The 24,794-nt window shown below is 37.3% G+C and carries 20 protein-coding genes; 9 read left to right on the forward strand and 11 right to left on the reverse strand.

Features of this window, described 5'->3' with window-relative positions; translation table 11 throughout:
- Position 1 precedes the first annotated feature (1 nt).
- Positions 2-1,171, forward strand: a complete 1,170-nt coding sequence (locus PFY10_01635; protein WBV57142.1) for a pyridoxal phosphate-dependent aminotransferase — start codon at positions 2-4, stop codon at positions 1,169-1,171.
- A 50-nt stretch (positions 1,172-1,221) separates the two neighbouring features.
- Here PFY10_01635 and PFY10_01640 read toward each other — a convergent pair whose 3' ends face one another.
- The 4 genes from PFY10_01640 to PFY10_01655 all read right to left on the reverse strand — a co-directional run bounded on the left by PFY10_01640 (position 1,222) and on the right by PFY10_01655 (position 5,299).
- Positions 1,222-1,467, reverse strand: a complete 246-nt coding sequence (locus PFY10_01640) for a redox-active disulfide protein 2 (protein ID WBV57143.1) — start codon at positions 1,465-1,467, stop codon at positions 1,222-1,224.
- Positions 1,468-1,527: 60 nt separating this feature from the next.
- On the reverse strand, positions 1,528-2,214 hold the full coding sequence (locus PFY10_01645) for a hypothetical protein (GenBank protein WBV57144.1): 687 nt from the start codon (positions 2,212-2,214) through the stop codon (positions 1,528-1,530).
- Complete coding sequence (locus tag PFY10_01650; protein WBV57145.1) at positions 2,204-4,795, reverse strand: phosphatidylglycerol lysyltransferase domain-containing protein; 2,592 nt, start codon at positions 4,793-4,795, stop codon at positions 2,204-2,206. The genes PFY10_01645 and PFY10_01650 overlap by 11 nt, the downstream gene beginning before the upstream one ends.
- A gap of 117 nt (positions 4,796-4,912) precedes the next feature.
- On the reverse strand, positions 4,913-5,299 hold the full coding sequence (locus tag PFY10_01655) for a transcriptional repressor (GenBank protein WBV57146.1): 387 nt from the start codon (positions 5,297-5,299) through the stop codon (positions 4,913-4,915).
- 90 nt (positions 5,300-5,389) lie between these two features.
- Between PFY10_01655 and PFY10_01660 the strand changes: the two genes are divergently transcribed.
- The 3 genes from PFY10_01660 to PFY10_01670 all read left to right on the forward strand — a co-directional run bounded on the left by PFY10_01660 (position 5,390) and on the right by PFY10_01670 (position 8,450).
- Entirely contained in the window at positions 5,390-5,728 is a 339-nt protein-coding gene (locus PFY10_01660; protein ID WBV57147.1) for a MerC domain-containing protein, read from the forward strand.
- 6 nt (positions 5,729-5,734) lie between these two features.
- Entirely contained in the window at positions 5,735-6,937 is a 1,203-nt protein-coding gene (locus PFY10_01665) for a GTP-binding protein (protein ID WBV57148.1), read from the forward strand.
- 97 nt (positions 6,938-7,034) lie between these two features.
- A complete protein-coding gene (locus tag PFY10_01670; protein WBV57149.1) occupies positions 7,035-8,450 on the forward strand; it encodes an alkaline phosphatase in 1,416 nt (471 codons plus the stop codon).
- 172 nt (positions 8,451-8,622) lie between these two features.
- On the opposite strand, the gene PFY10_01675 is transcribed toward PFY10_01670, so the two are convergent.
- Positions 8,623-9,651 carry a phytase gene (locus PFY10_01675; protein ID WBV57150.1) on the reverse strand — a complete coding sequence of 343 codons (1,029 nt, stop codon included), beginning with the start codon at positions 9,649-9,651 and terminating at the stop codon, positions 8,623-8,625.
- Positions 9,652-9,662: 11 nt separating this feature from the next.
- The gene (locus tag PFY10_01680) at positions 9,663-12,473 is read right to left on the reverse strand and encodes a TonB-dependent receptor (GenBank protein ID WBV57151.1); all 2,811 of its coding nucleotides are present in this window, start codon (positions 12,471-12,473) and stop codon (positions 9,663-9,665) included.
- 349 nt (positions 12,474-12,822) lie between these two features.
- Between PFY10_01680 and PFY10_01685 the strand changes: the two genes are divergently transcribed.
- Both PFY10_01685 and PFY10_01690 read left to right on the forward strand, forming a co-directional pair.
- Positions 12,823-15,465 (forward strand): malectin domain-containing carbohydrate-binding protein, encoded by a 2,643-nt coding sequence (locus tag PFY10_01685; protein WBV57152.1) that lies wholly within the window; start codon positions 12,823-12,825, stop codon positions 15,463-15,465.
- Between the two features lie 120 nt (positions 15,466-15,585).
- Positions 15,586-16,908, forward strand: a complete 1,323-nt coding sequence (locus PFY10_01690; protein WBV57153.1) for a serine hydrolase — start codon at positions 15,586-15,588, stop codon at positions 16,906-16,908.
- A 46-nt stretch (positions 16,909-16,954) separates the two neighbouring features.
- Here the strand turns inward: PFY10_01690 and PFY10_01695 are convergent, their stop codons facing one another.
- Positions 16,955-17,389, reverse strand: a complete 435-nt coding sequence (locus PFY10_01695; protein ID WBV57154.1) for an organic hydroperoxide resistance protein — start codon at positions 17,387-17,389, stop codon at positions 16,955-16,957.
- Between the two features lie 357 nt (positions 17,390-17,746).
- Between PFY10_01695 and PFY10_01700 the strand changes: the two genes are divergently transcribed.
- A complete protein-coding gene (locus PFY10_01700; protein ID WBV57155.1) occupies positions 17,747-19,027 on the forward strand; it encodes an epoxide hydrolase in 1,281 nt (426 codons plus the stop codon).
- A gap of 74 nt (positions 19,028-19,101) precedes the next feature.
- Here the strand turns inward: PFY10_01700 and PFY10_01705 are convergent, their stop codons facing one another.
- Together PFY10_01705 and PFY10_01710 are read right to left on the reverse strand one after the other, a co-directional pair.
- On the reverse strand, positions 19,102-19,506 hold the full coding sequence (locus tag PFY10_01705; protein ID WBV57156.1) for a hypothetical protein: 405 nt from the start codon (positions 19,504-19,506) through the stop codon (positions 19,102-19,104).
- A gap of 158 nt (positions 19,507-19,664) precedes the next feature.
- Positions 19,665-20,864: an MFS transporter gene (locus PFY10_01710; protein WBV57157.1), complete on the reverse strand. Its 1,200-nt coding sequence runs from the start codon at positions 20,862-20,864 to the stop codon at positions 19,665-19,667.
- 362 nt (positions 20,865-21,226) lie between these two features.
- Here PFY10_01710 and PFY10_01715 point away from each other — a divergent pair, with 362 nt between their 5' ends.
- Positions 21,227-22,804, forward strand: a complete 1,578-nt coding sequence (locus tag PFY10_01715) for a Na+/H+ antiporter (GenBank protein ID WBV57158.1) — start codon at positions 21,227-21,229, stop codon at positions 22,802-22,804.
- Here the strand turns inward: PFY10_01715 and PFY10_01720 are convergent, their stop codons facing one another.
- A complete protein-coding gene (locus PFY10_01720) occupies positions 22,805-23,140 on the reverse strand; it encodes a hypothetical protein (GenBank protein WBV57159.1) in 336 nt (111 codons plus the stop codon). It lies immediately after the preceding gene.
- Positions 23,141-23,706: 566 nt separating this feature from the next.
- Here PFY10_01720 and PFY10_01725 point away from each other — a divergent pair.
- Positions 23,707-23,916, forward strand: coding sequence for a hypothetical protein (locus tag PFY10_01725; GenBank protein WBV57160.1), 210 nt, complete (start codon positions 23,707-23,709; stop codon positions 23,914-23,916).
- A gap of 150 nt (positions 23,917-24,066) precedes the next feature.
- Here PFY10_01725 and PFY10_01730 read toward each other — a convergent pair whose 3' ends face one another.
- On the reverse strand, positions 24,067-24,714 hold the full coding sequence (locus PFY10_01730; protein ID WBV57161.1) for a DUF1349 domain-containing protein: 648 nt from the start codon (positions 24,712-24,714) through the stop codon (positions 24,067-24,069).
- Between the last annotated feature and the right edge of the window lie 80 nt (positions 24,715-24,794).

Here is a 24,794-nt window from a genome sequence, read left to right on the forward strand (position 1 = left end):
AATGACTTATAATTTCGACGAAATAATCTCCAGACGAGGCACCAATTCCATCAAATGGGATTCTGTGGCAGATGATAATGTGCTCCCTATGTGGGTGGCTGATATGGACTTTAAAACACCTCCTGAAATCATAAATGCTCTTTCACGGAAAGCTGAACAGGGAATGTTTGGATATAGCTTTACTCCCCAGGCACTGTATGATGCAATTATCAGTTGGTGGGAAACAAGTCATGAGGTCAGTTTAAAAAAAGAATGGCTGCTTCCTGTTCCGGGAATGATTCCGGTAATTTCTGCTATTGTAAGAACATACCTTCAGCCGGGAGATCATATTATAGTACAATCACCGGTATACAACCATTTTTTTATATTGATTGAAAATTGCGGATGCCATGCGGTTGAAAATCATCTGATGTACGAAAACGGAAACTATCAGATTGATTTTGAAGACCTCGAAATGAAGGCTTCAGACCCTCAGAATAAAATGCTGCTGCTTTGTAGTCCCCACAACCCTGTAGGAAGAGTATGGACAAGACAGGAACTGGAAAAAATAGCTTCAATATGTTCGAGACATAATGTGATGGTTATCTCTGATGAAATTCACGCCGATATCGTGTATAAAGAAAACAAGCATGTGCCATTTCTTTCTGTAGCGGAAGATTATGATCTACTTTCTGTAACCTGCGGTTCTCCCTGTAAAACATTTAATTTGTCCAGCCTGCCTGTGTCATATGTTATTACTAAAGATCAGGAGTTTAAAAAACAAATTTCAAAAATATTATCCGTACAGGAGACTTATGGTATCAATCCATTTGCGGCTGAAGCTTTAATTGCTGCCTATACACATGGAAGGGACTGGATGGAGGAATTAAAAGAATATTTGTATAATAATTATCTGTTTTTAAAAGATTTCTGCAAAGATCATTTACCCAATATAACCATTGGCCCATTACAGGCGACCTACCTTGTATGGCTGGATTGCCGGATTTTGGGTAAAGGATCTGAAGAGCTTTCAAAACTCCTGTTTAAGGAAGAAAAATTGTGGCTGAATCCGGGAACAATGTATGGCAGTTCCGGGGAAGGTTTTTTGCGAATGAACATTGCCTGTCCCAGAGAAGTTTTGGAAGAAGGTTTAAAACGGTTTGAAAAATATATCAATAAGAAACGGGATTAACTTATATTCCTATTTTAAAAGCCTTTCAATAATTCTGGAAGGCTTTTATTTTATAGATTTCTATCGGCCTTTTCTTTTTTAAGTTGCTTCCATTTATTAATATTTACAATTAAAATAGGAACCAGAGCGATAGGAATCACGGCCAAAGCACTGAATTTGTGTTTGAATGTTAGAAAAAGATTACTAAAGAATAAAAGTGAAATAGCAATCATAAGCAAAATGGTTATTGCTTTTGAATTTTTTTCCTGATTAATGAGTTCCTCATTGGTGTATTCTGTTATTGGTTTATTTTTCATGTTATTTTTGTTGATGACTTCAAGGTTATTAATTTTTCCAACCGGTGCGGTCGCTGTATTTTATAAATTAAGATTGATAAAGTTGGCCAGCATCTTCGTATTATTTCCGTAATGATGGTTTCCCGGAATATGTTTCATCTTATAATTACTACCCAGCTTTATTTCATAATACGGAAAATGGGCAAATTCAAAATCACTTACAATAAGCAGTACGGGAGCTGTTCCCATTTTGTTGATCTCCGGGATGACCTGTAAACTTCCTTTGGGCTCAACTCCAAAATATTCATCCAGGTGAATCTGAAAGTCATTGCTTTTGGAAGGCCCCATAATAAATACTTTTTGGATCTTGCTTTTCAGATCAGGAGTAAAACGGTTATATACAAATGGAGTTACATCAGCACCAAATGAAAACCCAAGAAGAACTACTTTTTGATTTTTCCGTCCCTGCAATTGCTGGTTGATGTAATTCTCTATATCTCCGGAAGTTTGTTCCGGTGTTTTTTTATTCCAGAAGTAAGCCTTCGTGTCCAAAGCAAACACATCATACCCTAATTTGTGGAGATCTGTACCCAGGCCTTTTGTAAAAGTATTAAAGCCGGCGTCGCCACTGATGTAAAAGATAACAGGTTTGTCGGTGTTTGAATTCCATTCCGTTATTTTGAAGTCATTATCTTTTTGACAGCCTGAAAAAATGGTCAGTAGGGATAATGATAGGAGATTGCCGAATTTTCGTAGTCTATTCTTCATTTTTCTGTGGTTTCATCACTTTATTTAATGCCGTTGGTATCTGGAGCAGTTCAAAATCACTGTTATAAACAAGATACTGATCTTCCCAGAGACTGGCATATTTCTCTTTAAAGTTTCGCAGTGTTTGATAATGTTTAAAGCTACCGACCCTCTGATATGCAAACTTCATGATATCCTCAGCCGTATTATGGGTCTGTTGTATCCCTGCCATTGGGGTCATTCCCATGTTTATGTATTTCAGGTTTTTGCTTTTGGCATATTCTACAAGTTTTACGATCAGTACATCAGTACTGCCGTTGGGAGCATCTTCAGTTTTTCTGATCATATCATAGCTGCACTCGTCAGGAGCACAATGAGGAATTATATTCAGAAATGCAACGCATCGTCCGTTATTATCAGAAATGGTAATAAGATCCTGGTTTCTTACCGTATCGCGATCAAACATTCCCTCTGCAAAAACAATTTCCTTTTTATCAAATTCCCTGAGCCATTCATCAGAAACACTTTGGATCTGGTCTATGGTTTTATCATCCTGAGGTGCATATCGTATTTCCGTGGTATAACCGGACTTTTCAACCGCATTGATGCCGTTCCTGATCGTCTTTTTATCTTTTCCTGTAAGCGTAAAACCTTCTGCATCCAGGATGGCATCCTGACCGATAAACAATTTTTGTTTTTTTAAGGGATTAAAATAAATAATACCACTTTCACTCACTCTGTAATAGCAGGTTTTTAAATTGTTTTTCTTACAGAACAGATCGAATTCCCTGATCAGATCTGTTTTGTGATGTTCAGCGCATACGGGTTCTTCGAGAACAACTGCAAATCCATTCGCCGTACGAAAAGACACAACCCCATTAATTTCTTCAGAAAAATAAAACTCCTTTTCTTTGGCCAACTTAAAATAATCTAATGAAGATGTTCCGAATTCTTCTATCAGCTGTTTAGCGTTAATAGCATTTTCTTTCTCATCTTTCACGACCCAGGAATGAGTTTTGTAAAACGAAAGAATGAGCACCAACCAGGAAATTACCCCAAGAATATAGTTAAGGTTCTGGAAATCCCGTGCAAATCCGGTAAGAGGGGTAAGTCCCGAATCTTTGAACAGCAGGAATGTGTACAATGTATAATAAAGGGCTTCTTTCTTTGTAAAATCAATGCCGAAATGGGATTTACTGATAAAGTAAAAGCTGAAATAGTTGAAAATAAGGATAATGGTGAATATTCCTAAAAACCAGCTGAAACCTCTTTGTAAAGAAACGATTTTAGTGGTAAAGATATACTCCTTTCTGCTGTACCAAAGAAGTCCCAAAGTAAATGCAGAAAATAAGGCCTCCTCATAATCAAGTGCTTTAGACAAATTAAAAATAATGGATACTATGGTGAGTGCTACTGCAAAATACCAGGCTCTTTTATATCCCCGGAAAAGATTAGCGGAGGTTACCAGCAGCAAGACTCCGGAAATGAGTGTGATCATTTTGGAAATATGGATCAGCTCCCAGGGCAGATACCCTTTCAGGATGTGTAAACGATCCGTGAGGGCGGGAGTAATTACCGAAAGGATATTGATGATGCCCAATAAAAAAATCATAACTACAGGTAAAATACGGGCCAATAGTTTCCGTCCGCTCCATAGGTAAGCAAAAATCCCAAGAACCAATGGAATCCAGAATTCAAAAAAACGGTAGAGCAGAGTAATGCCTAAACCGTCAGTGTGGCTGTATCCGAAGTTCGTAAGAATATAGGTAAGCGAAAACTCCACGGCTCCCAAGCCACGGAGGAAAGGGGAGACGATCATCAGTAAAATCGAAACAACATACGATATCGCTGCAGCAGAAAATGATGCCGGAACTCCGAAAGCATACATGGCAATCAGGAGATGGAAAACACCACAGAATTCAATAAGTACTGAAACTAAAATAGTGATCCAGAAATACTTTCTGTCGATTTCATTATTGAATATCTCATCTATGGAAGCAATGAATTTAGGAAATTTCCGATCCAGAAACCGGTAGAGGGAATTTTTCTTACGGAACGAAACGAATGCTGAATAACTGCCTAAAAGAATAGTCGCCAAGACAATAATCCCCACCCAGCTGTCATTGAAGCTTTTATTGATCAGGACTGCGTAAGCAATTAACGGGATTCCTACGATCATTACCGTTAGTAATCCTACAAATCCATAAATTGCACTTGCCTGATGGATCTTGGAGGATTTATATCCTTTTGTTCTGATATTCCTGGGAAGGTATGCCAGCGAGCTTACACCTCCGGCAGGAAGAAATACACTAAGAAAGTTTCGTTTTAAAAATAAAACGGTGGCATCAGATATCCCTACATTCAGTTGGGTTGCACGAAAGCTCGTTACATACATTAAACCTTGGAGCAGGACATAAATCAGTGTTAAAAGTATACCTGTCAGAACCCAGCTTAATTTTGAGTTTTGCAATTGAGGGCCTATGGTTGCGAGTTCGTGTCTTTCACTGCGGAAAAATACGAAGGCCAGTAATAAAATAATAACTGCCAGAACTTCTTTCCAACGAACCAGCCTGAAGATTTTTGAAAATTTTATGTTTTTCATATTCGTGATATAGAACCCTTTCATGCATTTTTTACGCTGAAATGTCCTGAAATCAAAAATAAATAAAAAACGTGTAGCAATTCACAGATATTTTACTTTATTTAAAGTAATCTGTTGTTAGTTCTGATAGCATTTCGGACAGATTCCACTTACCACAAAATTGTAGCTTTTGGCAACAAAGTGTTTAGGGAGTGTTATTTCAGGAACCACATTTTCTATGCATGTTACAGACAAGCATTTTTCACAATTAAAGTGAATATGATTATGAGAGTGATCATTTTCTGTGCAATGATGGCATTTTGCGTAATTCACAACACCATCCACATTAACGATCTTATGGATTTTTCCTTCCTCTTCAAGACGGTCGAGCACGCGGTAAGTGGTAACACGGTTGCACAGATCCCCGATTTTTTCCTGGATAGCGGTGTGAGATAATGCGCTGTCAGAGCTATTAATGATGTTTAATATTTCTGTTTTGGCCTGGGTGTTTCTGACTTGTTTCATGATTTTATTGCAACTTTGTTGCATTAATTAAAATTAATATCTACATTTGCAACAAAGTTACGATAAGTATTTTAAACTTAAATATCATTTATGAAATCAAAAATTTTAGATGCAGTAGGTATTTCCGCAGCGGTTTTATGCCTGATTCATTGTATTGTCTTTCCCTTACTGATGATCGTTCCCCTTGGAATATCCCACAATCCCTATATCGATCTGGCGTTTCTGCTCATCGGAGCCATCGTAGTTTATAGAGTCACGAAGAAAATCTCAAAAACATGGCTGAAATGGTGGTTTTGGATCTCCATTCTTTTAATCTCCGTGTCTGTATTGGTAGACCTGATTTTTGAAATCCATATTCCTTTAATATATATTGGAGCTGCAGGTTTAATCGCAGGCCATATTTTCAATTTTAATAATCATCAACATTAACCTATTATGGAGAATAAACTTCCCGTAACCGTGCTCAGCGGATTCCTTGGTGCCGGAAAAACGACATTACTGAATCATGTTTTACACAATAAAGATGGTTTAAAAGTAGCGGTGATCGTTAACGATATGAGTGAAATCAATATTGATGCACGCCTTGTAGAAAATCAGGGTACATTATCCCGTACAGAAGAGAAGCTGGTGGAAATGAGTAATGGCTGTATCTGCTGTACTCTTCGCGAAGATCTGATGATTGAAGTAGAACGGCTGGCAAAAGAGAAAAGATTTGATTATCTCTTAATTGAAAGCACCGGTATCAGCGAGCCTGTTCCAGTAGCACAAACTTTTACCTATGCAGATGAGGAAAACGGGATTGATCTTTCCGCATTCAGCTATGTAGATACAATGGTTACCGTAGTGGATTGCTTTAATTTTTTTAAAGATTTTGGCTCGAACGAGTTATTAATGGACCGCGAGCTTACGGATATGGAAGGTGATTTCCGTACGATCGTAAACCTGCTGACGGATCAGATAGAGTTTGCCAATGTGATCATACTGAATAAGACGGATTTGGTCAACGCAGAAACGGTGGGCTTTTTAAAAGCAACCATCGGAAAGTTGAATCCTGGTGCCAGAATTATTACCTCTGAATTTGGAAAAGTAGCTTCCGGGGAAATACTGAATACTCATTTATTTGACTTTGAAGAAGCCCAACAATCTGCCGGATGGCAGAAGGAGCTGGAAGCAGAACATCATACTCCGGAAACTGAAGAATATGGAATAGGATCATTTGTTTTCAGAAACAAAAAGCCATTCCATCCGATGAGGTTTTGGACCTATCTGAACGAACAATATCCGGAAGGTGCTTTACGGGCAAAAGGTTTATTCTGGCTTGCTTCACGTCCTGATGACGCATTGAACTTTTCGCAGGCAGGCGGTTCTTTCCGTCTTGAAAAAGCAGGAGTATGGTGGTCCAGTATGCCTATGAGCAATAGAGTGCAGTACTCTTCATTTCTGCAAAATCAGGAATTTATAGAAAGCCGGTGGGATAAAAACTGGGGGGACCGCATTAATGAATTGGTCTTTATCGGGCAGAATTTAGATCAGGAAAAGATGATGGCAGATCTGGAGTATTGTCTCTTAAACGGAGATGAAAAGAAAATGTTTGATGAATCTGTAATTTTTCAGGATCCTTTTCCGCAGAATATATGATCAATTCTGTTAAAATTAAATTTACAATTAATTAATGCAACATTGTTTCATTATTAAATTTTAATTATATATATTGCATCGTGAAATGTTAATGAAAATGAACAGACGAAAGTTTCTAAAAAGTTCGGCATTGCTTTCCGGATTGTTTGCAATTAATCCGGTTAATGTTCTGGCCACCGAACCTTCTGTAAAGCCCAAATCTTACAAAAAAGCTAAGAATATCATTTTTATGGTAAGTGATGGCATGAGTTCCGGAACACTGGCTTTAGCGAACCTATACTCCCAGAATATCCTTGGGAAAAGTGGAAACTGGATCAATTTATATAAAGAAAATAAAGTATCCAGAGCATTGATGGATACTGCCTCTGCGAGTTCAATTGTTACCGATTCTGCTGCTGCAAGCTCATCTTTCGGTGGTGGGTTCAGGGTAAAGAATGGCGTACTGAATATAGGCGCTAATGGTGAAAGATATGTTCCCATCTGGCAGAAATTTAAAAAAGCGGGAAAAAAAACAGGCTGTGTCACTACTGTAACCATTACCCATGCCACACCTGCCGGGTTTTGTATCAATTCAGCCAGCAGGAATGCCGAGCCTGAAATTGCGGAAATGTATGCAGAAATAGGATTTGACGTGATGATGGGGGGAGGAGATGAATTTTTTAACTCCGCGAAAAGAGAAGACAAAAAAGATGTATACGGTTTGTATAAACAAAAAGGATATCAGATTCTAAAAAACCGTTCGGATCTGCAGAATATCGATAAAAGCAAACCGGTATTAGGAGTATTCAATACAGGAGCGCTACCTTATTCAATTGATAGGGCTAATATAGCAGCTTTACAGTCTACACCAACACTTGCTGAGATGGCAAAGACGGCAATAGACCAGATGAAAGATCATAAAGAAGGTTTTGTGCTTCAGATTGAAGGAGGTAAGGTGGACTGGTCTGCACATGCAAATGATGTTGCGGCACTTATCCATGATCAGATTGCTTTCGAAGAAGCTGTAAAAGTAGCTGTTGATTTTGCTGAAAAAGATAAGAACACATTGGTTATTATCACCACAGATCACGGCAATGCCAATCCGGGAACAATTTATGGCGCTGATGCTACCCGAAACTTCAATACTATTGCCCATTATAAATTCACCAATGAATATATCCTGAATACAATCCATCCCGATTTTAACCTGCAGCAAACGAAAGACTGGATCTATGACACCAATGCCATAAGCCTGGCTGATGATGAAGCTAAAAGTCTTTTAAGTTTCTACACCAGTCTTGATAAAGAAGGTGGGTTATATAATTATAAAAAGCTTCCCTTTAAACTGTATTCGGAAATTCAGAAAAAGCATAATTCTGTTGGCTGGATCAGCATGGATCACTCGGGTGATTATGTGGAACTTGCCATGTTCGGGCCGGGAAGTGAACTGCTAAAACCTTTCGTAAAAAACACAGATTTACATTATATCATGCTTGAAGCCACAGAGCTTTCAGCACATACCGGTAAGCTTTGATCTTCGGTATCCCGATTTCAGAATAAATATTTTTTTTTCATATTTATATCTTTTGGTGGAAAGAAGCCTTTACGTAATAGTAAAGGCTTCTTGTTTTTCTATATTAAAAATAGATTTCAACCGTGGTATTTCAATGATGAATATATTTTACATCAGTTATCCATACTGAAAATCAGTTCTTCATCTGGCTTTTAATTCTATCTTCAATCGTTCTCCAGTCATACAGATGAAAAACCTTTCCGTTGCTCATTGCTACAAACATCCCTTTTGGAAACTTTGGACCAAGGTTTACGTTTGTAACCTCCGAACCATCGCTTTCACTGGTTGAAACCGGAATTTCTGCAATCTTTCCTTTTGACGGATTTTCCCTCAGGTAGACATTGAAAGTATCTTTTTGCTGGTTGGAAACAAGGATATATCCATTCTTTGAAGAAGTAGGGTAGATGGAAATTCCTTCCACATCAGATGTGAAATCACCCTTTCCGAAAACCAGAAGTTCCTCATTTCCTTTAGATGGATCTGCATAATACTGATGCACCCCGAATTGTTCATCAGAATAATAAATATATCCTGCTTCATCATCCACCGCAATGCTTTCTATTTCTTTCAAGCCACTGTATTTTCCAAACTTCCGTACAACCTCGCCCGTAATTTTCCCTTCTTTTTCGGTTAATTTATATTGCCACAAATAGCCATCTGCCGGTCCGGATTTTCTTCCGACAACAGCAAAAAAATCGCCTGTTTCAGGGTTTTTATAAAGAGAAATTCCCATGGGAGATCGTTCTTTTTCACCATCAAAAACAGGGAATGCACCAACTTCCTTTAATTCAGGAAGAGAATAAAGTCTAACTGTATTCGTTTCCCTTTCTGTAACGGCAGCAAAATCTATTGTATTTCCGTGTAAATAAAATCCATATTCGAGATCTACATTATTCGGACGTTTTAAGCCCGTAACTTTGTTAATGATCTTTCCATTCAGGTCGAAAGCATACAGCCCGCCATTGGTATCCTTATCGGTACCTATGATAATGCTTTTTGAAGCATCTTCCGGATTGATCCAGATAGCCGGGTCATCGGTATCATAACCGACCTGTTCTGTAATAACAGTTGGTTCTATTTTTTTTCCCAATTCATTTTGTCCTGCACAATTAATGAGCAAAGGTAACATGATGAGAGCAACACGTGTATTTATCTTTATCATTCTGTATAACATTAAAAATCAAACTTTACACCCATCGTAAACCGGGGCCTGTAATATTCTACCTGAGCTGTTCTGCTTTGAATTCCCTGATAGTACCTTAACGGCTGATTCGTTAAATTATTGGCTTCAGCAAATACTCTCAGCTGGCTGGTAATTTTGAATGAGGCATTTGCGTCAAGGAACAACTGCTTGTCATAATAGCGGTCATCGAACGAATTTCCACCCAGTTCATCAATATAAGAAGATGCATAATTCATAGAAACCCTTGCTGAAAAACGTTTATTTTCCCACGACAGAGATCCGTTGAACATGTGGGGAGCTGCTCCCGGTAATCCTACATCTGTTCTTTCCACACCTTCTTCGTTGGTAATTCCTTTGGCTTTGGATTTAGTATAGGTGTAATTAACATACACTCCAAGACCCTTCCAGAATGCCCCCGGAATAAAATCCAGCTGTCTCTGTAAAGCGACCTCAAAACCATAGATGTCTACATTATCACCATTTCTTTGTTGCGTAAATCTCCAGTTACTCTCTCCGTCAGGAATAGGATTGGTCTGACCTGTAAAATCTTGTGAAAAATCCGCCGCTGTATAGTTTTTTCTGGAATAGGTATAAATAAAGTCTTTCAGATTTTTATAAAAGACACCTCCTGAAAGAATCCCCACTGATTTAAAGTACTTTTCTGCCATGAAATCGAAATTATACGCATACGTTGCTTTAAGATTTGGATTTCCTGCAGATATCAGCTCATCTGCCGAAATAACGTTTAAGAAAGGTACGAGTGCATAATAATTAGGACGTGCCAAAGCCGTAGTAAAAGCAGCCCGGAGAACAAGATTCTGTTCCGGAACATATTTGAAGGAGATATTAGGTAAAATATTAGTGTATGTGTTTTTATTATTGATCTTTCCTACAAGATTTTCTTCATCCAATACATAGTTTCCTGTATAATCAATTGTGGTCGTTTCAAGACGTGCACCGGCAATCATAGAGAATTTGTTACTGAAATCCTGATCCCATCGGATATATCCGGCATATATATGCTCTTTTGCACGGTAGTTACTGGAAAGGAATTCTTCCGGCTTAAGTTCTCCTTTAAATAGATTGGGATTGAACAGATCCAGTCCTCCCATGTACGACGTACTTACAAAAGTCCCCGGAACATAATTACCCGGCTGAAAGTTATGGCCATCAAAATAGGTAGTTGGAACCGTTAAAAGACTTCCCAAACTGTTAAGCGGTTCAAAAGCATAATAATCATTTTCTCTTTCTTTTTGTTTTATACGTAAACGCGCTCCCACACGTAATCTTCCTTTCTGATCCTCAATCACAGAAAGTGGGAAACGTAGATTTACTTTTGCTCCGAATTCCTTTTCCTGAGTGAAACTGTTGGAATCAGAAAGATCACTTAATTTATAACTCCCGAGATTATCTGCTGTTGCAGGATTGATCATTGGTCTTTCCGGATCACTGAGGTCACTCAGGAAATTTACGTTTTTACGTTCAAACTCTATATGTCGTTCATGAGGCTTTTTTTCACTGGCGGTAGCATAATTCATAGACCAGTCCAGATCAATTTTGGAACCCAGGAGATGTTCTCCTCTTAATGCATAGTTCTGAACTTTCTGTTTTTCAAGACGCGTATTATCGTTAGCAGCATCTCCACCTTTATCTTGTCTCGTAATACTTCCGCTCCATCCTGTGATTTCAGTTTCATCCGTATTATATACAGGCTTTATTTTGTAGCCCAAAGCATATCTGTTTTCCTTATCATTTCTGAAATTATACATTGCAGAAGCATAAATTTTGTTTTTCGAATTGAATTCATAATCCATATTCAGGTCAAAACTATGTCGTATACGATGTTCATTATAATAACGAACTCCCATTTTACTGACATAGGCTGTCTTTGCAATATCTTCGGCAAGGCTCCAGGTGGGTTCTATATTATCCGATCCGAAATTGTTATTATTATAGGAAAAACTGAAAACGGCACCCAGTTTCTTATTCAGAAAGCGGTTTCCATATACGAAGCCTGCGGTATAATTTCCCTTTTCACGAATCGGATTGTATCCGCCTGCTAATGTTGCGGAAATTCTTTGCCCGTTAGGTGAAGCTCTTGTAATAAGATTTACAGATCCACCTATTGCATCCGCATCCATATCCGGCGTCAATGTTTTGTTGACTTCAATTGTTGCAATCATATCGGACGGAATCAGATCCATTTGAACATTTCTGTTATCACCTTCTGCAGATGGGATACGGTCACCGTTTAAAGTCACCGAATTCAGATTGGGAGCGAGCCCTCGGATGATAAGATTTCTTGCTTCCCCCTGGTCATTCTGTATCGTAATTCCAGGAACTCTTTTCAAAGCATCCCCAATATTGGCATCCGGAAAACGCCCAATCTGGTCAGAAGAGATCACATTGGTAATATTGGCATTATTCTTTTGTTTATTCAGGGCTCTGGCCTGGTTCCGTAAAGTGGCCCCGGTTACCACAACCTCTTTAATCTGGGTTTCTTTTCTGGCAAAAATGATGTTTTGTCTGGTGTTTTTATCTGCTTCCACCACAATGTTGTACTCATTACTGCCATATCCCATATAATCTACCTTCATTGTATAATTTCCCGCAGGAACATTCAGGAAAACAAAATTTCCATGCTCATCCGATGTAGTATAAATATTTCCAGGTACAAGGGAGATCTTTGCTCCCGGTAATGTAATTTTCGAATCATCATTGATATTTCCGGAAACGGTCCCGGATTGTGCATAAAAATAGATGGATGCACACAATAGAACAGACGTTAAAATTTTCTTCACTTTAGTATATTAATTCTCAGTGTAAAAATAGGTCCTAAACCTTGGAACGGGTTGAAATTAAGATGAACGTTGCTTTAATAAATTATTAATAATATGTGAGTTTTATGTTTAAATTTTAATGTAATTATAAACAAATAAAGTTGTTTTTTAATTAAATGAATAGGACTTGAAGTAAGAGCATCTGGAATGTCTTACAATGGAATATAAGAATGGTTTTTATATTCAAATGTGAATTAACCAAAAGAAAGAAAAAAAACTAAAGCACGATAATTTCTATTAAATTTGTATTTGTCTGTATTTGAGACAATAATTACATTGTAACAAATAATTATTTTCAAAATCCCGAAGTATGACCTATTCGATAAGAAATCTGATTATAGTATTCCTGTCATTAATTCCGTTTGTGTCTTTTTCACAAAGGATCAAGCAAAGTATTAATACTTCCAGGCAATTTCACAGAGGAGCTGAAAAAGATGATAATAAAAAAGGATATTGGGAGCAGGTAAATATTCCCCATACATGGAATGCTGAAGATGTTATGGATGATGAACCCGGGTACTATCGGGGAATAGGATGGTACCAGAAACAATTGTACATTCCTGAGGGTTGGAAGGATAAAAACATATACCTCTATTTTGAAGGGGCCAGCCAGGTTGCAGAAGTATTTGTAAATGGTAAAAGGGCGGGGGTACATCGAGGATCTTATCTTGCATTTAGTTTCAATATTACCAGCCTTTTAAACGAAGGAAAAAATACAATCAGGGTAAAAGTGGATAACAGCCATGATCCTGATATTCCCCCGCTTGGAGGAGATTTCAGCGTATATGGTGGTATTTACCGGGATGTCTATCTCATTGCAGTAGACAAAAACCATTTCGATATGGATAATTATGCAAGTAGCGGTGTATTTATTTCTACTCCTTCCGTAAGTGAAGAATCTGCCAGTGTTCAGATCAGGGGGAAAGTTTCTGTTAGCAAAAAGGTTAAAATTACAATAACGATTTATGATAAAGAAGGCAAAGAGGTCGCCGTTTCTGAAACGGATCCTGATAAGGGTGGAAGCTTTACGGTTCAGGTAAAAAACATTAAAAAACCAAATTTATGGAGTCCTGAAAATCCTTACCTGTATAAAGTTGTGAATGTATTGAGAGATGCAAAAAATGAGATCGTATATGACGAGGTGGTCAATCCTTTAGGCTTTAGATGGTATCATTTCGATGCTGAAAAAGGATTTTACCTGAACGGTAAACCCTATAAAATTATGGGAGCAAGCAGGCATCAGGATTTTAAAGGCATGGGATCTGCTCTTTCCGACGCCTTGCATATCAATGATGTGCAATGGCTGAAGGATATGGGTGGAAATTTTTTAAGGGTTTCTCATTATCCCCAGGATCCTGCTGTTATGGAAGCATGTGATCGCCTTGGAATATTAACTGCTGTGGAAACGCCGGGTAACAATCAGATCACCGAAAGTGAAGGCTACACTCATAATATGCTCGATATGCAACGTGAAATGATACGGCAGAATTATAATCATCCCAGTGTAATTATATGGAGCTATATGAATGAAGTTCTTATTCAGCCCTTGTATAAGGACAAAACACCGGAAAGAGAAAAGTATTGGAAAAATCTTCATGAGCTTGCTCTGAAAATGGAAAATCTCTGCCAGGATGAAGATAGGGAAAGATATACTATGATTGCATTTCACGGAGATTTCGATTTGTACAAAAAAGTTGGACTTATCGATATACCTAAAATCGCGGGATGGAATTTATATCAGGGATGGTATGGAGGGAAATTCGGAGACTTTGAAACTTTTGTTTTAAAGCATCATAAAGAATTTCCTTTAAAACCTTTGATTATTTCCGAGTTCGGAGCAGATTCAGATTACCGGCTTCACAGTTTCAGCCCTGTGATTTTTGATAAAACCCAGGAATATGCTAATCTTTATCATGAATCCTATCTTAAGATCATTAAAAAATACCCCTTCATTGCAGGTGCTATTGTATGGAATCTTGCCGAGTTTGGAAACGAAAGCCGTCAGGAAGCCGTTCCTCATATTAACAACAAAGGATTACTTACGACGGACCGAAAACCAAAAGACAGCTATTTCATATACAAAGCAGCATTGGCTCAACAGCCTTTTGTGAAAATTGGAGGCTCGGACTGGTTGTACCGGGCACAGCAGGCGGACCCCGGAAGTAATACAGAAGCCACTCAACCGGTAACAGTGTATAGCAATCAGAAAGAAGTGAAGCTTTGGAATAACGGACAATTGATTGACATACAAAATGTGAAAGACGGGAAAGCTGTCTTTGCATGCAGTTTTAAAAATGGACTTAACACCCTCAAAGCTGTTACGGACAGAGGTGACGAAGATCTTATAGCCATTGATTTTCATGTAATTGCCAATCAGTTGAAAAATACGGAAAATACATTTACAACTTTAAATGTAAGTTTGGGAGATCAGAGAATGTTTGAAGATGAAGTAACGAAAGAAAGCTGGGTGCCTGAGCAGGAGTATAAACCGGGAAGCTGGGGATATGTAGGCGGAAAAGTGTATCGGGAAGATGAAAAAAGTGAAAAGTACGGTTCAAGAAGAAATATACTGGGAACTGCTTATGATGCAATGTATGAAACACAGCGTGTTGGTCTGAAAAGCTTTAAAGCTGATGTCCCTGACGGACTTTACGAAATTACACTGCACTTTGCGGAGCTCCTTACCCCTACGGAACAGGAAAAGCTGGTGTATAACCTTGAAAGCAATACCCGGTCAGAAAATAAGTTGGTATATACCCGGAAATTTGATGTTTCCCTGAATGGTTTTATTTTTCTTGAAAATCTTTCAGACGATAATCATCTTGCTCCTATTACAGCATACAGTACAAAAACTACTATTTTGGTAAATAGAGGACAGGGAATAACAGTTGGTTTTATTCCTCATGAAGGCGAAGCCATTTTAAATGGAATACAGCTTAGGAAGATATTTTAGTATCAAAATAGAGGATTTGGATAAGGCTGGGTACAGGTAAAAAAAATAAACTTATTACTATATTTTTCTAACTTTAAATCGGATTATTCGTAAAGCCTTACCACCAAAAAACCAATAATTATGAAATATCAATTTTCGCTGATGCTTTTTTTACTGTTCTTTTCACTGGGTTTTAGCCAGGAAGGTTCGCAGCTAAATGTAGGTGTGGAAAATACTACAATAAAAAAGGAAGCAGATGAATATTTTTCATCTCTTACAGCTCTAAGGCAGTTTAATGGAAATGTTATAATTGCAAGAAATGGAGTGGTGCTTCTCAATAAAACATACAATTTACAAAACGGACCTAAGGATATGCTGATCAATAGAAACAGTACATTTATTATTGCTTCTGTTTCAAAGGTTTTTGTAAAATATGGAATCCTGAAATTGGTAGAACAGAACAAAATATCGCTTAACGATCATTTGTCAAAGTTTTTGTCTGGTTTTCCGGAAGGAGAAAAAATCACCATCCGCCATCTTATGCAGCATCAGTCTGGCTTACCAAGGGAAATTACAGATTATGAAAAGTTTGATAAATTATCCGGTGACCAGATCATTGAATTGGCTAAAAAGGAAAAACTTTTATTTGAACCCGGATCCCAGACATTATACTCCAATATTGGATTTTTATTATTGCATAACATTATTAACAAAGTAGCTTCTGAGGGTTATCTAAAATTCATAAAAAAAGAAATATTTGACCCTATTGGTCTTCACAATACCAATGAATATAATGGTAAGAGTCCGGTTAAAAATTTTGTGAATGGATTTGATATAGAAGATGGGAAAATAATTAAAGCTTCTGCAAAGGAACTCGATCGGTTTGAAACCGGCAATTACGCTTCAACGATTGATGATCTTTTCCATTTCTCCCAAGAAGGTTTTAATGGTAAACATCTTCAAAAAGATCTTATTAAAGAATTGTTTGACGAAAATGATGTATTGGCACAAGCTGGCGGCAGACCTGGATACCGGGCTTATTTTTATAAAAACCGGAAAACCGGATTTGATTTCATTTTTCTAAGCAACTACACCGGAGTTCCTTTTCAACAGGTGACGCAAGATATTGTGAAGATATTTGAGGGAAAAGCATACCATGTTCCTCGAGCAATAAAAAGACAAAGGATTAGCCTATCTGAAAATGTAATGAAGCGGTATGAAGGAAAATACATTCTCGAAATCGATCAATCTCAATATTTAGTCATTACTACTAAGGAGGGAAAATTGTACATTACTAACAAAGATGGCGAGACCTCAGAAGGTGTCCCTGATTCTGAATTTACATTCTTTTTTGATCCTGCCTCAAATGACGGACTGATATTTACCTTAAACAAAGATACAGGAGTTTATGAACTCGAGATGATATCGGATGGATTACATCTTAAAACTAAAAAGGGAAATTGATTAAATTCTAAAAAAATCCACAACTTCAATGTTGTGGATTTTCTTTTTAAATAAGAGTAGTACTTACCTTGATATTACCGTGTATTGCCTTAGAATAGGGGCAGGTCTGATGAGCGAGTTCTGTTAATTGCTGTGCAATCTCTCTTTCCAAACCAGGAAGAGCAATAGAAAGCCGGGCCTGTAAAAGGAAGTCTTCCCCATTCATTCCCAGATCTACTTCGGCATCCACATAAGTCTCAGAAGGGATTAGTACTCCCAATTTTTTGGCAGCAAGACCTAAAGCTCCGATATAGCAGGCGGACCATCCTGCAGCAAATAACTGTTCCGGATTTGTCCCCGCCATTTTTGATCCCGGAGGAGATAATAACAGATCCAGATTTCCATCATCACTTTTAGCGTTGCCTTGTCGTCCTCCCATAGTTTTTGTTTTTGCAGTATAGAGTACTTTTTCTATTTCTGCTGTTTTTTGATCATTGTTCATGAGTGTAAATTTTAGTTAATGATTGTTGAAATACTTTGCAAAGAAAGTCTGAATCTTCTTCGGTTACCAGCTTCATAAGGGTGAAACAGACATTTTGGAGGGTGAGGCGGGCAAATAGGATCAGGGATATTTTTCAGGGGTTTTAGGAAGAACAATTTTGAAGGATATACTATGATTAGAGCTGAAAATAATGATCAGAATAAGTACTCAAAAAGCGGGTGTAGATTTTAAGTTTTGAAATGACCGGTTTATCGTTCGTTTAGTCTTATTGGACCTGATGATGATTGATCTGCGACGAGCAGCACAATACATTTGCCGAAAAAATAATTAAAAAATCAACTTCTTAAAATCAAAACAATGGAAACAAAAGCAAACAATTTAAAAACGACTATTACAGCAGGTGTATTTATGTTATTATCAGCAACATCTTTTGCACAGAATACAACAAAAGAAACTGAAACCATCCGCCCTTACCATGTACGTATTCCCGAAGCTACCATCAAAGAACTTCGCCAGCGGATCAATGCGACCAGATGGCCAGGTAAAGAGACGGTAACAGACCAGTCACAAGGAGTAAGACTGAACCAGATTCAGGATCTTGTAAAATACTGGGGAAATAGTTATGACTGGCATAAGGCGGAAAATAAACTAAATGCCTATCCACAGTATATAACTAAAATAGATGGGTTGGATATTCATTTCATTCATGTACGGTCGAAATATAAAAATGCAATGCCTTTGATTATTACGCATGGTTGGCCAGGGTCTGTATTTGAAGAGTTAAAAGCCATTGAACCTCTTACAGATCCTGTAAAATATGGTGGAAAAGCTGAAGACGCTTTTGATGTAATAATTCCTTCTATGCCTGGTTACGGGTTTTCAGAAAAACCTAAAACAACAGGTTGGGGTGTTGAAAGGATAGGCAAAAGCTGGGATGTTCTGATGAAACGTCTGGGTTATCATCATTATGTAGCCCAGGGAGGAGATTGGGGTGCGGTTATTGCCGATGCGATGGGCCGTCAGGCTCCGGAAGGGCTTCTGGGAATCCATGTCAATATGCCTGCAACTGTGCCTGCAGAAATAGCTGATATTCTAAAAGCGGGAGGCCCGGCCCCTGAAAGTCTGTCAGAAAAAGAAAAAGCAGCTTTTGCCTCATTGAATAAATTATATACCCGCGGCGGTGGTTATGCTGCAATGATGGTAACACGTCCTCAGACACTTGGTTATGGACTAACAGATTCACCGGCAGGATTAGCCTCTTTTTTCCTGGATAAATTCAATGAATGGACATACAGTGGTGGAAATGCTGAAAAATCCCTGACGAAAGATGAGATGCTTGATGATATCAGTTTATATTGGTTCACGGATACCGCTGTTTCATCTGCACAACTATACTGGGAAAATAATAATAACAATTTTAATGTCGTAGAGCAGAAAACAAGAGACATCAAAGTTCCTGTAGCCATTACTGTATTTCCCGGAGAAATTTATCAGGCTCCCAAAACATGGGCAGAAAAGGCATATCCTAACCTGATGTATTTTAATGAAGTTACAAAAGGAGGACACTTTGCATCCTGGGAAGAGCCCCAGATTTTTGCACAGGAACTCCGGTCGGCATTTAAGCCTTTAAGAAAATAAATGGGATAAAACAGAAACAAAAAAATCCACAGCTTCAGAAAGCTGTGGATTTATATATAGTTGTTATGTTTACATTATTGGTGATATTGCATTCGTGTAAAGGCCTCTTTTCCGAAAAGGCATGAAAAAATATTCTGAAACTCATGAATGTATCTGCACCGGATTGAGTTGCCGTAGATCTTTAAACCTTCTACGATTTTTTTGGGGCTCAGATCGATGTCATATTTAATAAACTCTTCCGGTCGCTCATACCGGATGCGTTGTTCAGAACTGTATGTTCTTGAAAAACCGAATTCTTCCAACCATTCTTCAGTGATCTGGATTGGATTGATGGCATCAGCCGGGGCAGAGATACTTTGGATATCATTTTCAATTTTTACAAAATAATCTTTTGCATTATTTTGGAAGATCTCTGTGATTGTGAAAATTTGATTTTTGTACTCAACTAAATTTCTAATCTTTAAGTCTGCAACGTTCATAATATTTAGTGTTAAGGAGGTTATTAAAAATGATGTGTGTTAATAAATAGAGTTGCAAATACTATGCCTGACAGAATATATTTTATTTAAATATATGTTAATGTATTAGGTTAATATTTATGAATTATAAAATATTACTTGAAATAAATGATTTTTACTTACGATACTTTGTGGATATTGTTAAATTTTAAGGATGCAAGCAGAAAGGCTGTAAGTATAGCTACAATAAGGAATATGATAAAATAACTCCACGAAGTGCCGTGTAGTAAATAACCGGTGCCACTCCCTAGAATACTGGAACCAAAATAATAAAATAGCCAATACATAGAAGTTGCAGAAGATTTTCCTTCTTTTGCACGGAGCGCTGTCATTTGGCTCGCCATAGTATGGGCCGCAAAAAAAGAAAGTGTAAATAATCCGAGTCCGAAAATAACAATGTAGATATTTTCCGAAAGAAGAAGAATAACGCCGGCAATCATAAATAATATTGATCCTTTCAGAATATTCTTCTGTTCCGTTCTCTTTGATAAACGGCTGGTTATCATCGTTCCGAACACTCCGAATGTATACATCAAAAATATAAATGCAATATAAAAATGATTGAGCGAGAATGGAGCGGCTTCCAAACGGAATGTAAGATAATTATATACACTTACAAAAGCTCCCATCAACAGCGCCGCAACAAAATACAACCTTAGCATATAAGAGTCTGTAAGGAATCTCTTCATCTGTTTTATTTTAAGGTGATAATCTACTTTTTGCGGATTGAAAAATTTTGATCCGGGAAAAAGCCTCCAGAATAGTAAGCCCAGGATAAGGCTCTCGATGCCTATGATCAGGACCGCTTTCTGCCAACCCAATTCTCCTGAAAGAAGTGTCGCCAATATTCTTCCGCTCATTCCTCCTATTGTATTCCCGCTAAGATACATACTGATAGCCAGGGCAACCACAGATGTATGGACCTCCTCGGTGAGATAGGCCAGAGCTACCGCGGACACACCGGAAATCACAAAACCTTTTAGAATGCCAATGAATATCAATACGGTAAGACTTGGAATCCATGCCGAAATAATAGTGAGAACAGCTGAAGACAGAAGGGAAAATGCCATTAATCCCTTTCTTGAATAGCTGTCTGCATTAAAAGCAAAGAAAAAAAGGCCTGCTGCCATTCCTATTGTAGAAGAAGAAACGAGCAAAGAGCTGTCTCCTACGGTCGTATGGAAATGATCTGCTACCAAAGGAAGCAATGGTTGGAAAAGATAAAGTTGGGCAAATACAGATAATCCGGAAAGAAAAATACATAATTTAATGTAATGAAAACGTTTGCTTTTTCTTTCTGCTTTTTCAGATAAGTTCATGGGATACATATTCCTTTACTTCATAACCATAAAGGATTATACAAATTTCCAGATAAATTTTCAATTTGAAAAACGTTTATTTTTGATAATATAAATCGTTATAAGCGATCATGAAAAATATATTCTTCACACTCTGATTAAAAAAGCTCTTTTTTAAATTTGAATATCTTCTAAATAATATCAACGGACCAAGGAATTCTTATCATCAACAGTGATTTCTGTTTTACGGTTTTAAAAGCGATGAAATAGAAACAAATGTTAGATTTTTTAAGGAATGACCTCTTGTAAACGTTTTATAAATTCAATTTTTTTTGGATTAAAAGTCAGCAAATCATTATCATTGTATTTCTAAACATGATAAAATGATTGAAAATTTCCCCTTTTATCTGTCACTTATTGTTGCTATCGTATTACTTATAATGCTGGCCAATAAAATAAAGGTGGCTTATCCTGTTCTTTTGGTAATTGCAGGATTACTGATTAGTTTTATTCCCGGTATTCCCGCCATAAAGGTGGATCCGGAACTTATCTTTATCATTTTTCTTCCACCCTTGCTTTATGAAGCAGCCTGGTCTATTTCCTGGAAGGAATTATGGAAATGGCGGCGCATTATCGGAAGTTTTGCCTTCGTTGTTGTTTTTCTTACTGCAATTTCCGTCGCTTTTGTAGCGAATTATTTCATACCCGGATTTTCTTTGGCATTAGGGTTTTTGCTGGGAGGAATTGTTTCTCCGCCGGATGCTGTAAGTGCAGGTGCCATTCTTAAATTTGTGAAAGTTCCCAAAAGGATGTCATCAATCCTGGAAGGAGAGAGCCTTTTAAACGATGCTTCTTCTCTTATTATATTACGTTTTGCAATGGTAGCTGTAGCTACCGGACAATTTGTATGGCATGAAGCGGCGTTAAGCTTTTCCTGGATGGTTGTAGGAGGACTCGGAATCGGCCTGGTCATAGGATGGATTTTCATGGAGTGCCATAAATACCTGCCTACAGATGCCAATATGGATACCATTCTTACAATTGTAGCCCCTTACATTATGTACATCTGTGCTGAAGAAGTGCATAGTTCCGGTGTACTTGCGGTCGTGAGCGGCGGCCTGCTACTCTCTAATCACAGGCATCGTGTATTAAGTGCTTCATCACGTTTACGGGGAATCAATGTTTGGGAAAGTTTTGCCTTTGTATTAAACGGTTTGGTGTTTGTGCTGATCGGATTAGACCTTCCTGAAATTACTTCAGGACTGGAAGGAGTAAGTCTATCTGCAGCAATAGGATATGGCCTTTTAATAACGGGTGTGTTGATTGTTGTCCGGATTTTGTCTGCTTACGGAGCCGTGATCATTACTCTTATTGCCAGAAATTATATTACGGTAGCGGATAAGAGAAGCCCCGGATTCAAAGCTCCATTAATCATGGGGTGGACGGGAATGCGTGGGGTAGTTTCTTTAGCAGCAGCACTTTCAATACCCATTAAGTTATACCCTGGTGGTCCTGATTTTCCTCAGCGTAACCTGATTTTATTTATTACTTTCATTGTTATATTGACCACATTACTGCTTCAGGGTCTGACCTTACCTTTTATAATCAGAAAAGTAAATATGCCCTCCTTTAATGATCATCTTCCGGATGAAGAAGCCGATGAACAGATTAAAAGAGAAATGGCTCAATATACGCTTGAACATATCACGAATAATTATGGAGAAATGTTGAAGACAAGTCCTTTCTTACAAAACATACATGACAAGTGGCAGGGAAAAATAGGTGATGATGCTCAGATCAGGATTTCTCCGGAAGTTAAATCTGCATACATGGATATCCTAAACCAACAACGGACCTGGCTGGTAGATCAGAATCATGGTGACCGCTATGATGAAGACATTATCAGAAAGCATCTGATGAGAATTGATCTTGAAGAAGAAAGAATAAGATATACCCATTAATCAATCTATGTTCAATGAGGAAAGAAGTCTCTGCAAATATTCGTTTTCCTTTAATACCTTTTGATAGGACTGCCTCGCGTAAGAAGGCGAAAGCTTATACACTTCCTTGATGGTGTGAAACTCTTCTGTTTCAATATCTTGACTGAGGTGAACGGAGTAATCGCTAATATATTTATCAATGATTCTTTTCTTCATTTCGCATAAAGTACAATTCCTTATTTTCTGCAGAGAATTTAATATAAGAGATTTATCTCCATGGAAATTAATGATATTTTTCACAAATGATAAATTATGCTTATCCTGCAATTGGTAGTGGGATTCATCTTCAAAAATCATAATCTGGCAATAGTTTTTAATTTGTTTAGAATTTTTTAAACTAATTTTATCATTTGTATTTAAATTTTTCACTTCAAAAATCTGACCAAAATACATAAATAATGATGGAAAAAGTTTTTTCAGAATTTTTTATATGATTGTTTGTGGTTGCTTACCGGTTTCCAATAAAATCTATAGCTAATGTAGAATTATTTCTACATATTGTGACTTTTTATTCTATGCAATTTATTTTAATAAAAAGTAAGGGAGTCTTATTTTTGTTACACTGCTTTTATAATCCCGATAAGGTTCATTTTAGAAGGATAATCTTTATTAATTATAGAGCATAACAATATTTAACATACTTTTAAGTACAAGTGTTTAAGGCTGGAAACCTCTTGAAGAGATTTTCAGCCTTATCTTTTATTTAATGAAGCAAAGTTTTTGATTAAATATATTCATGTAGATTGTGTTAGTGTAATATATGTTTAATCAATTGCGTACTAATTATTTATATGGATTTTTAAGAAGGAAGTAAGCTTATATTTTTGGTCTCTTTTTTGATGCTAATCAGCAAACACAAAACAATGATGAAAGAAAAATTTAAGCATTTGCTTGGAAAAACACGTCGTGAAATAGTAGAAGAAATAGGTGATGGTTTTAATTTTCCGCATAATGAAATCTGGACCTATGAGGTAGGGAAAACCTGGATTGGAAGAAAAATTATTTTGTCAATCAGGTTCAAGAACAAGAAGGCTTCCGAGATCGCTTTTTATAAAAGCTTTAAAAAATGTTAAACATATATTTAGTTTAGTTCCTAATTGCTACCATATATTTTCTGAAATTTATTGAAAAAATGAAACTGAAATATCAATATGTCAATGAAAAACCTCCCAAAAATGGGAGGTATTAAAAAATTGACTGTATATTGAAATGTAACTCAATCGTTATTGATGATTGTCAAGCCATTGTAAACGTCGTTCATCGGGTAAATGCTTAACTTTAAAATTTTCGAAAACAGCATTAAATCCTGCTCCGTCAGGACATGCAGCCATTAACCCGACCATTACCGGAGTATTGTCCTGTAGATGGGCGTTACGCATCATGATGTAATTTTTATCGTCGAAAGAATAAAATACTTCTACTGCATCCAGTCTCCTTACTGCCTTTATCCATATTGCTGAAGGGATTTTATCCAGGGTAATGACACTCCAGTCGCTCGTCGTATGAGTAACGACCGTACTTAGATTATACTTTCCGTCTACAAATTCGATCCCTGCTTTGATGTAGTTTTCTTTATCCACCCTCAGCATCAAACCCATCTGATCAAATCTGGCCTTGTAGTTTCCGTTTATTTTTACTTTAGCTTCAAATTCACCACCATAAGTGGTATAATAAAAAGGCGCATCATCTACTGTAAAGCCGTAATGAGAGATTCTCCAATAATCACTTTGCGGAGTTACAAACATAGACAATGTATTGCCCTTAATATCCCATTTTTCAGGTTCATTAAACCACATCATTTTTTCTAATGTCTGGGCGAAAGTTGTATTGATGAACAATAGGGTGCAAAAACTTAAAATGATTCTCCTCATGACGCAAAATATCTTTTCATATCAATATATAACTGAATGTAAATTATTAATTTAGCAAAAGTAAAACTTAACAATAGTAT

This window comes from Chryseobacterium daecheongense (genome assembly GCA_027920525.1).
Classification (GTDB): domain Bacteria; phylum Bacteroidota; class Bacteroidia; order Flavobacteriales; family Weeksellaceae; genus Chryseobacterium; species Chryseobacterium proteolyticum.

What these genes read in the sequence shown, in the direction of transcription:
- PFY10_01635 (WBV57142.1), top strand. Translation starts at nt 2, where the DNA reads ATGACTTATAATTTCGACGAAATAATCTCCAGACGAGGCACCAATTCC.
- PFY10_01640 (WBV57143.1), bottom strand. Translation starts at nt 1,467, where the DNA reads ATGAAAAATAAACCAATAACAGAATACACCAATGAGGAACTCATTAAT.
- PFY10_01645 (WBV57144.1), bottom strand. Translation starts at nt 2,214, where the DNA reads ATGAAGAATAGACTACGAAAATTCGGCAATCTCCTATCATTATCCCTA.
- PFY10_01650 (WBV57145.1), bottom strand. Translation starts at nt 4,795, where the DNA reads ATGAAAAACATAAAATTTTCAAAAATCTTCAGGCTGGTTCGTTGGAAA.
- PFY10_01655 (WBV57146.1), bottom strand. Translation starts at nt 5,299, where the DNA reads ATGAAACAAGTCAGAAACACCCAGGCCAAAACAGAAATATTAAACATC.
- PFY10_01660 (WBV57147.1), top strand. Translation starts at nt 5,390, where the DNA reads ATGAAATCAAAAATTTTAGATGCAGTAGGTATTTCCGCAGCGGTTTTA.
- PFY10_01665 (WBV57148.1), top strand. Translation starts at nt 5,735, where the DNA reads ATGGAGAATAAACTTCCCGTAACCGTGCTCAGCGGATTCCTTGGTGCC.
- PFY10_01670 (WBV57149.1), top strand. Translation starts at nt 7,035, where the DNA reads ATGAACAGACGAAAGTTTCTAAAAAGTTCGGCATTGCTTTCCGGATTG.
- PFY10_01675 (WBV57150.1), bottom strand. Translation starts at nt 9,651, where the DNA reads ATGATAAAGATAAATACACGTGTTGCTCTCATCATGTTACCTTTGCTC.
- PFY10_01685 (WBV57152.1), top strand. Translation starts at nt 12,823, where the DNA reads ATGACCTATTCGATAAGAAATCTGATTATAGTATTCCTGTCATTAATT.
- PFY10_01690 (WBV57153.1), top strand. Translation starts at nt 15,586, where the DNA reads ATGAAATATCAATTTTCGCTGATGCTTTTTTTACTGTTCTTTTCACTG.
- PFY10_01695 (WBV57154.1), bottom strand. Translation starts at nt 17,389, where the DNA reads ATGAACAATGATCAAAAAACAGCAGAAATAGAAAAAGTACTCTATACT.
- PFY10_01700 (WBV57155.1), top strand. Translation starts at nt 17,747, where the DNA reads ATGGAAACAAAAGCAAACAATTTAAAAACGACTATTACAGCAGGTGTA.
- PFY10_01705 (WBV57156.1), bottom strand. Translation starts at nt 19,506, where the DNA reads ATGAACGTTGCAGACTTAAAGATTAGAAATTTAGTTGAGTACAAAAAT.
- PFY10_01710 (WBV57157.1), bottom strand. Translation starts at nt 20,864, where the DNA reads ATGAACTTATCTGAAAAAGCAGAAAGAAAAAGCAAACGTTTTCATTAC.
- PFY10_01715 (WBV57158.1), top strand. Translation starts at nt 21,227, where the DNA reads ATGATTGAAAATTTCCCCTTTTATCTGTCACTTATTGTTGCTATCGTA.
- PFY10_01720 (WBV57159.1), bottom strand. Translation starts at nt 23,140, where the DNA reads ATGATTTTTGAAGATGAATCCCACTACCAATTGCAGGATAAGCATAAT.
- PFY10_01725 (WBV57160.1), top strand. Translation starts at nt 23,707, where the DNA reads ATGATGAAAGAAAAATTTAAGCATTTGCTTGGAAAAACACGTCGTGAA.
- PFY10_01730 (WBV57161.1), bottom strand. Translation starts at nt 24,714, where the DNA reads ATGAGGAGAATCATTTTAAGTTTTTGCACCCTATTGTTCATCAATACA.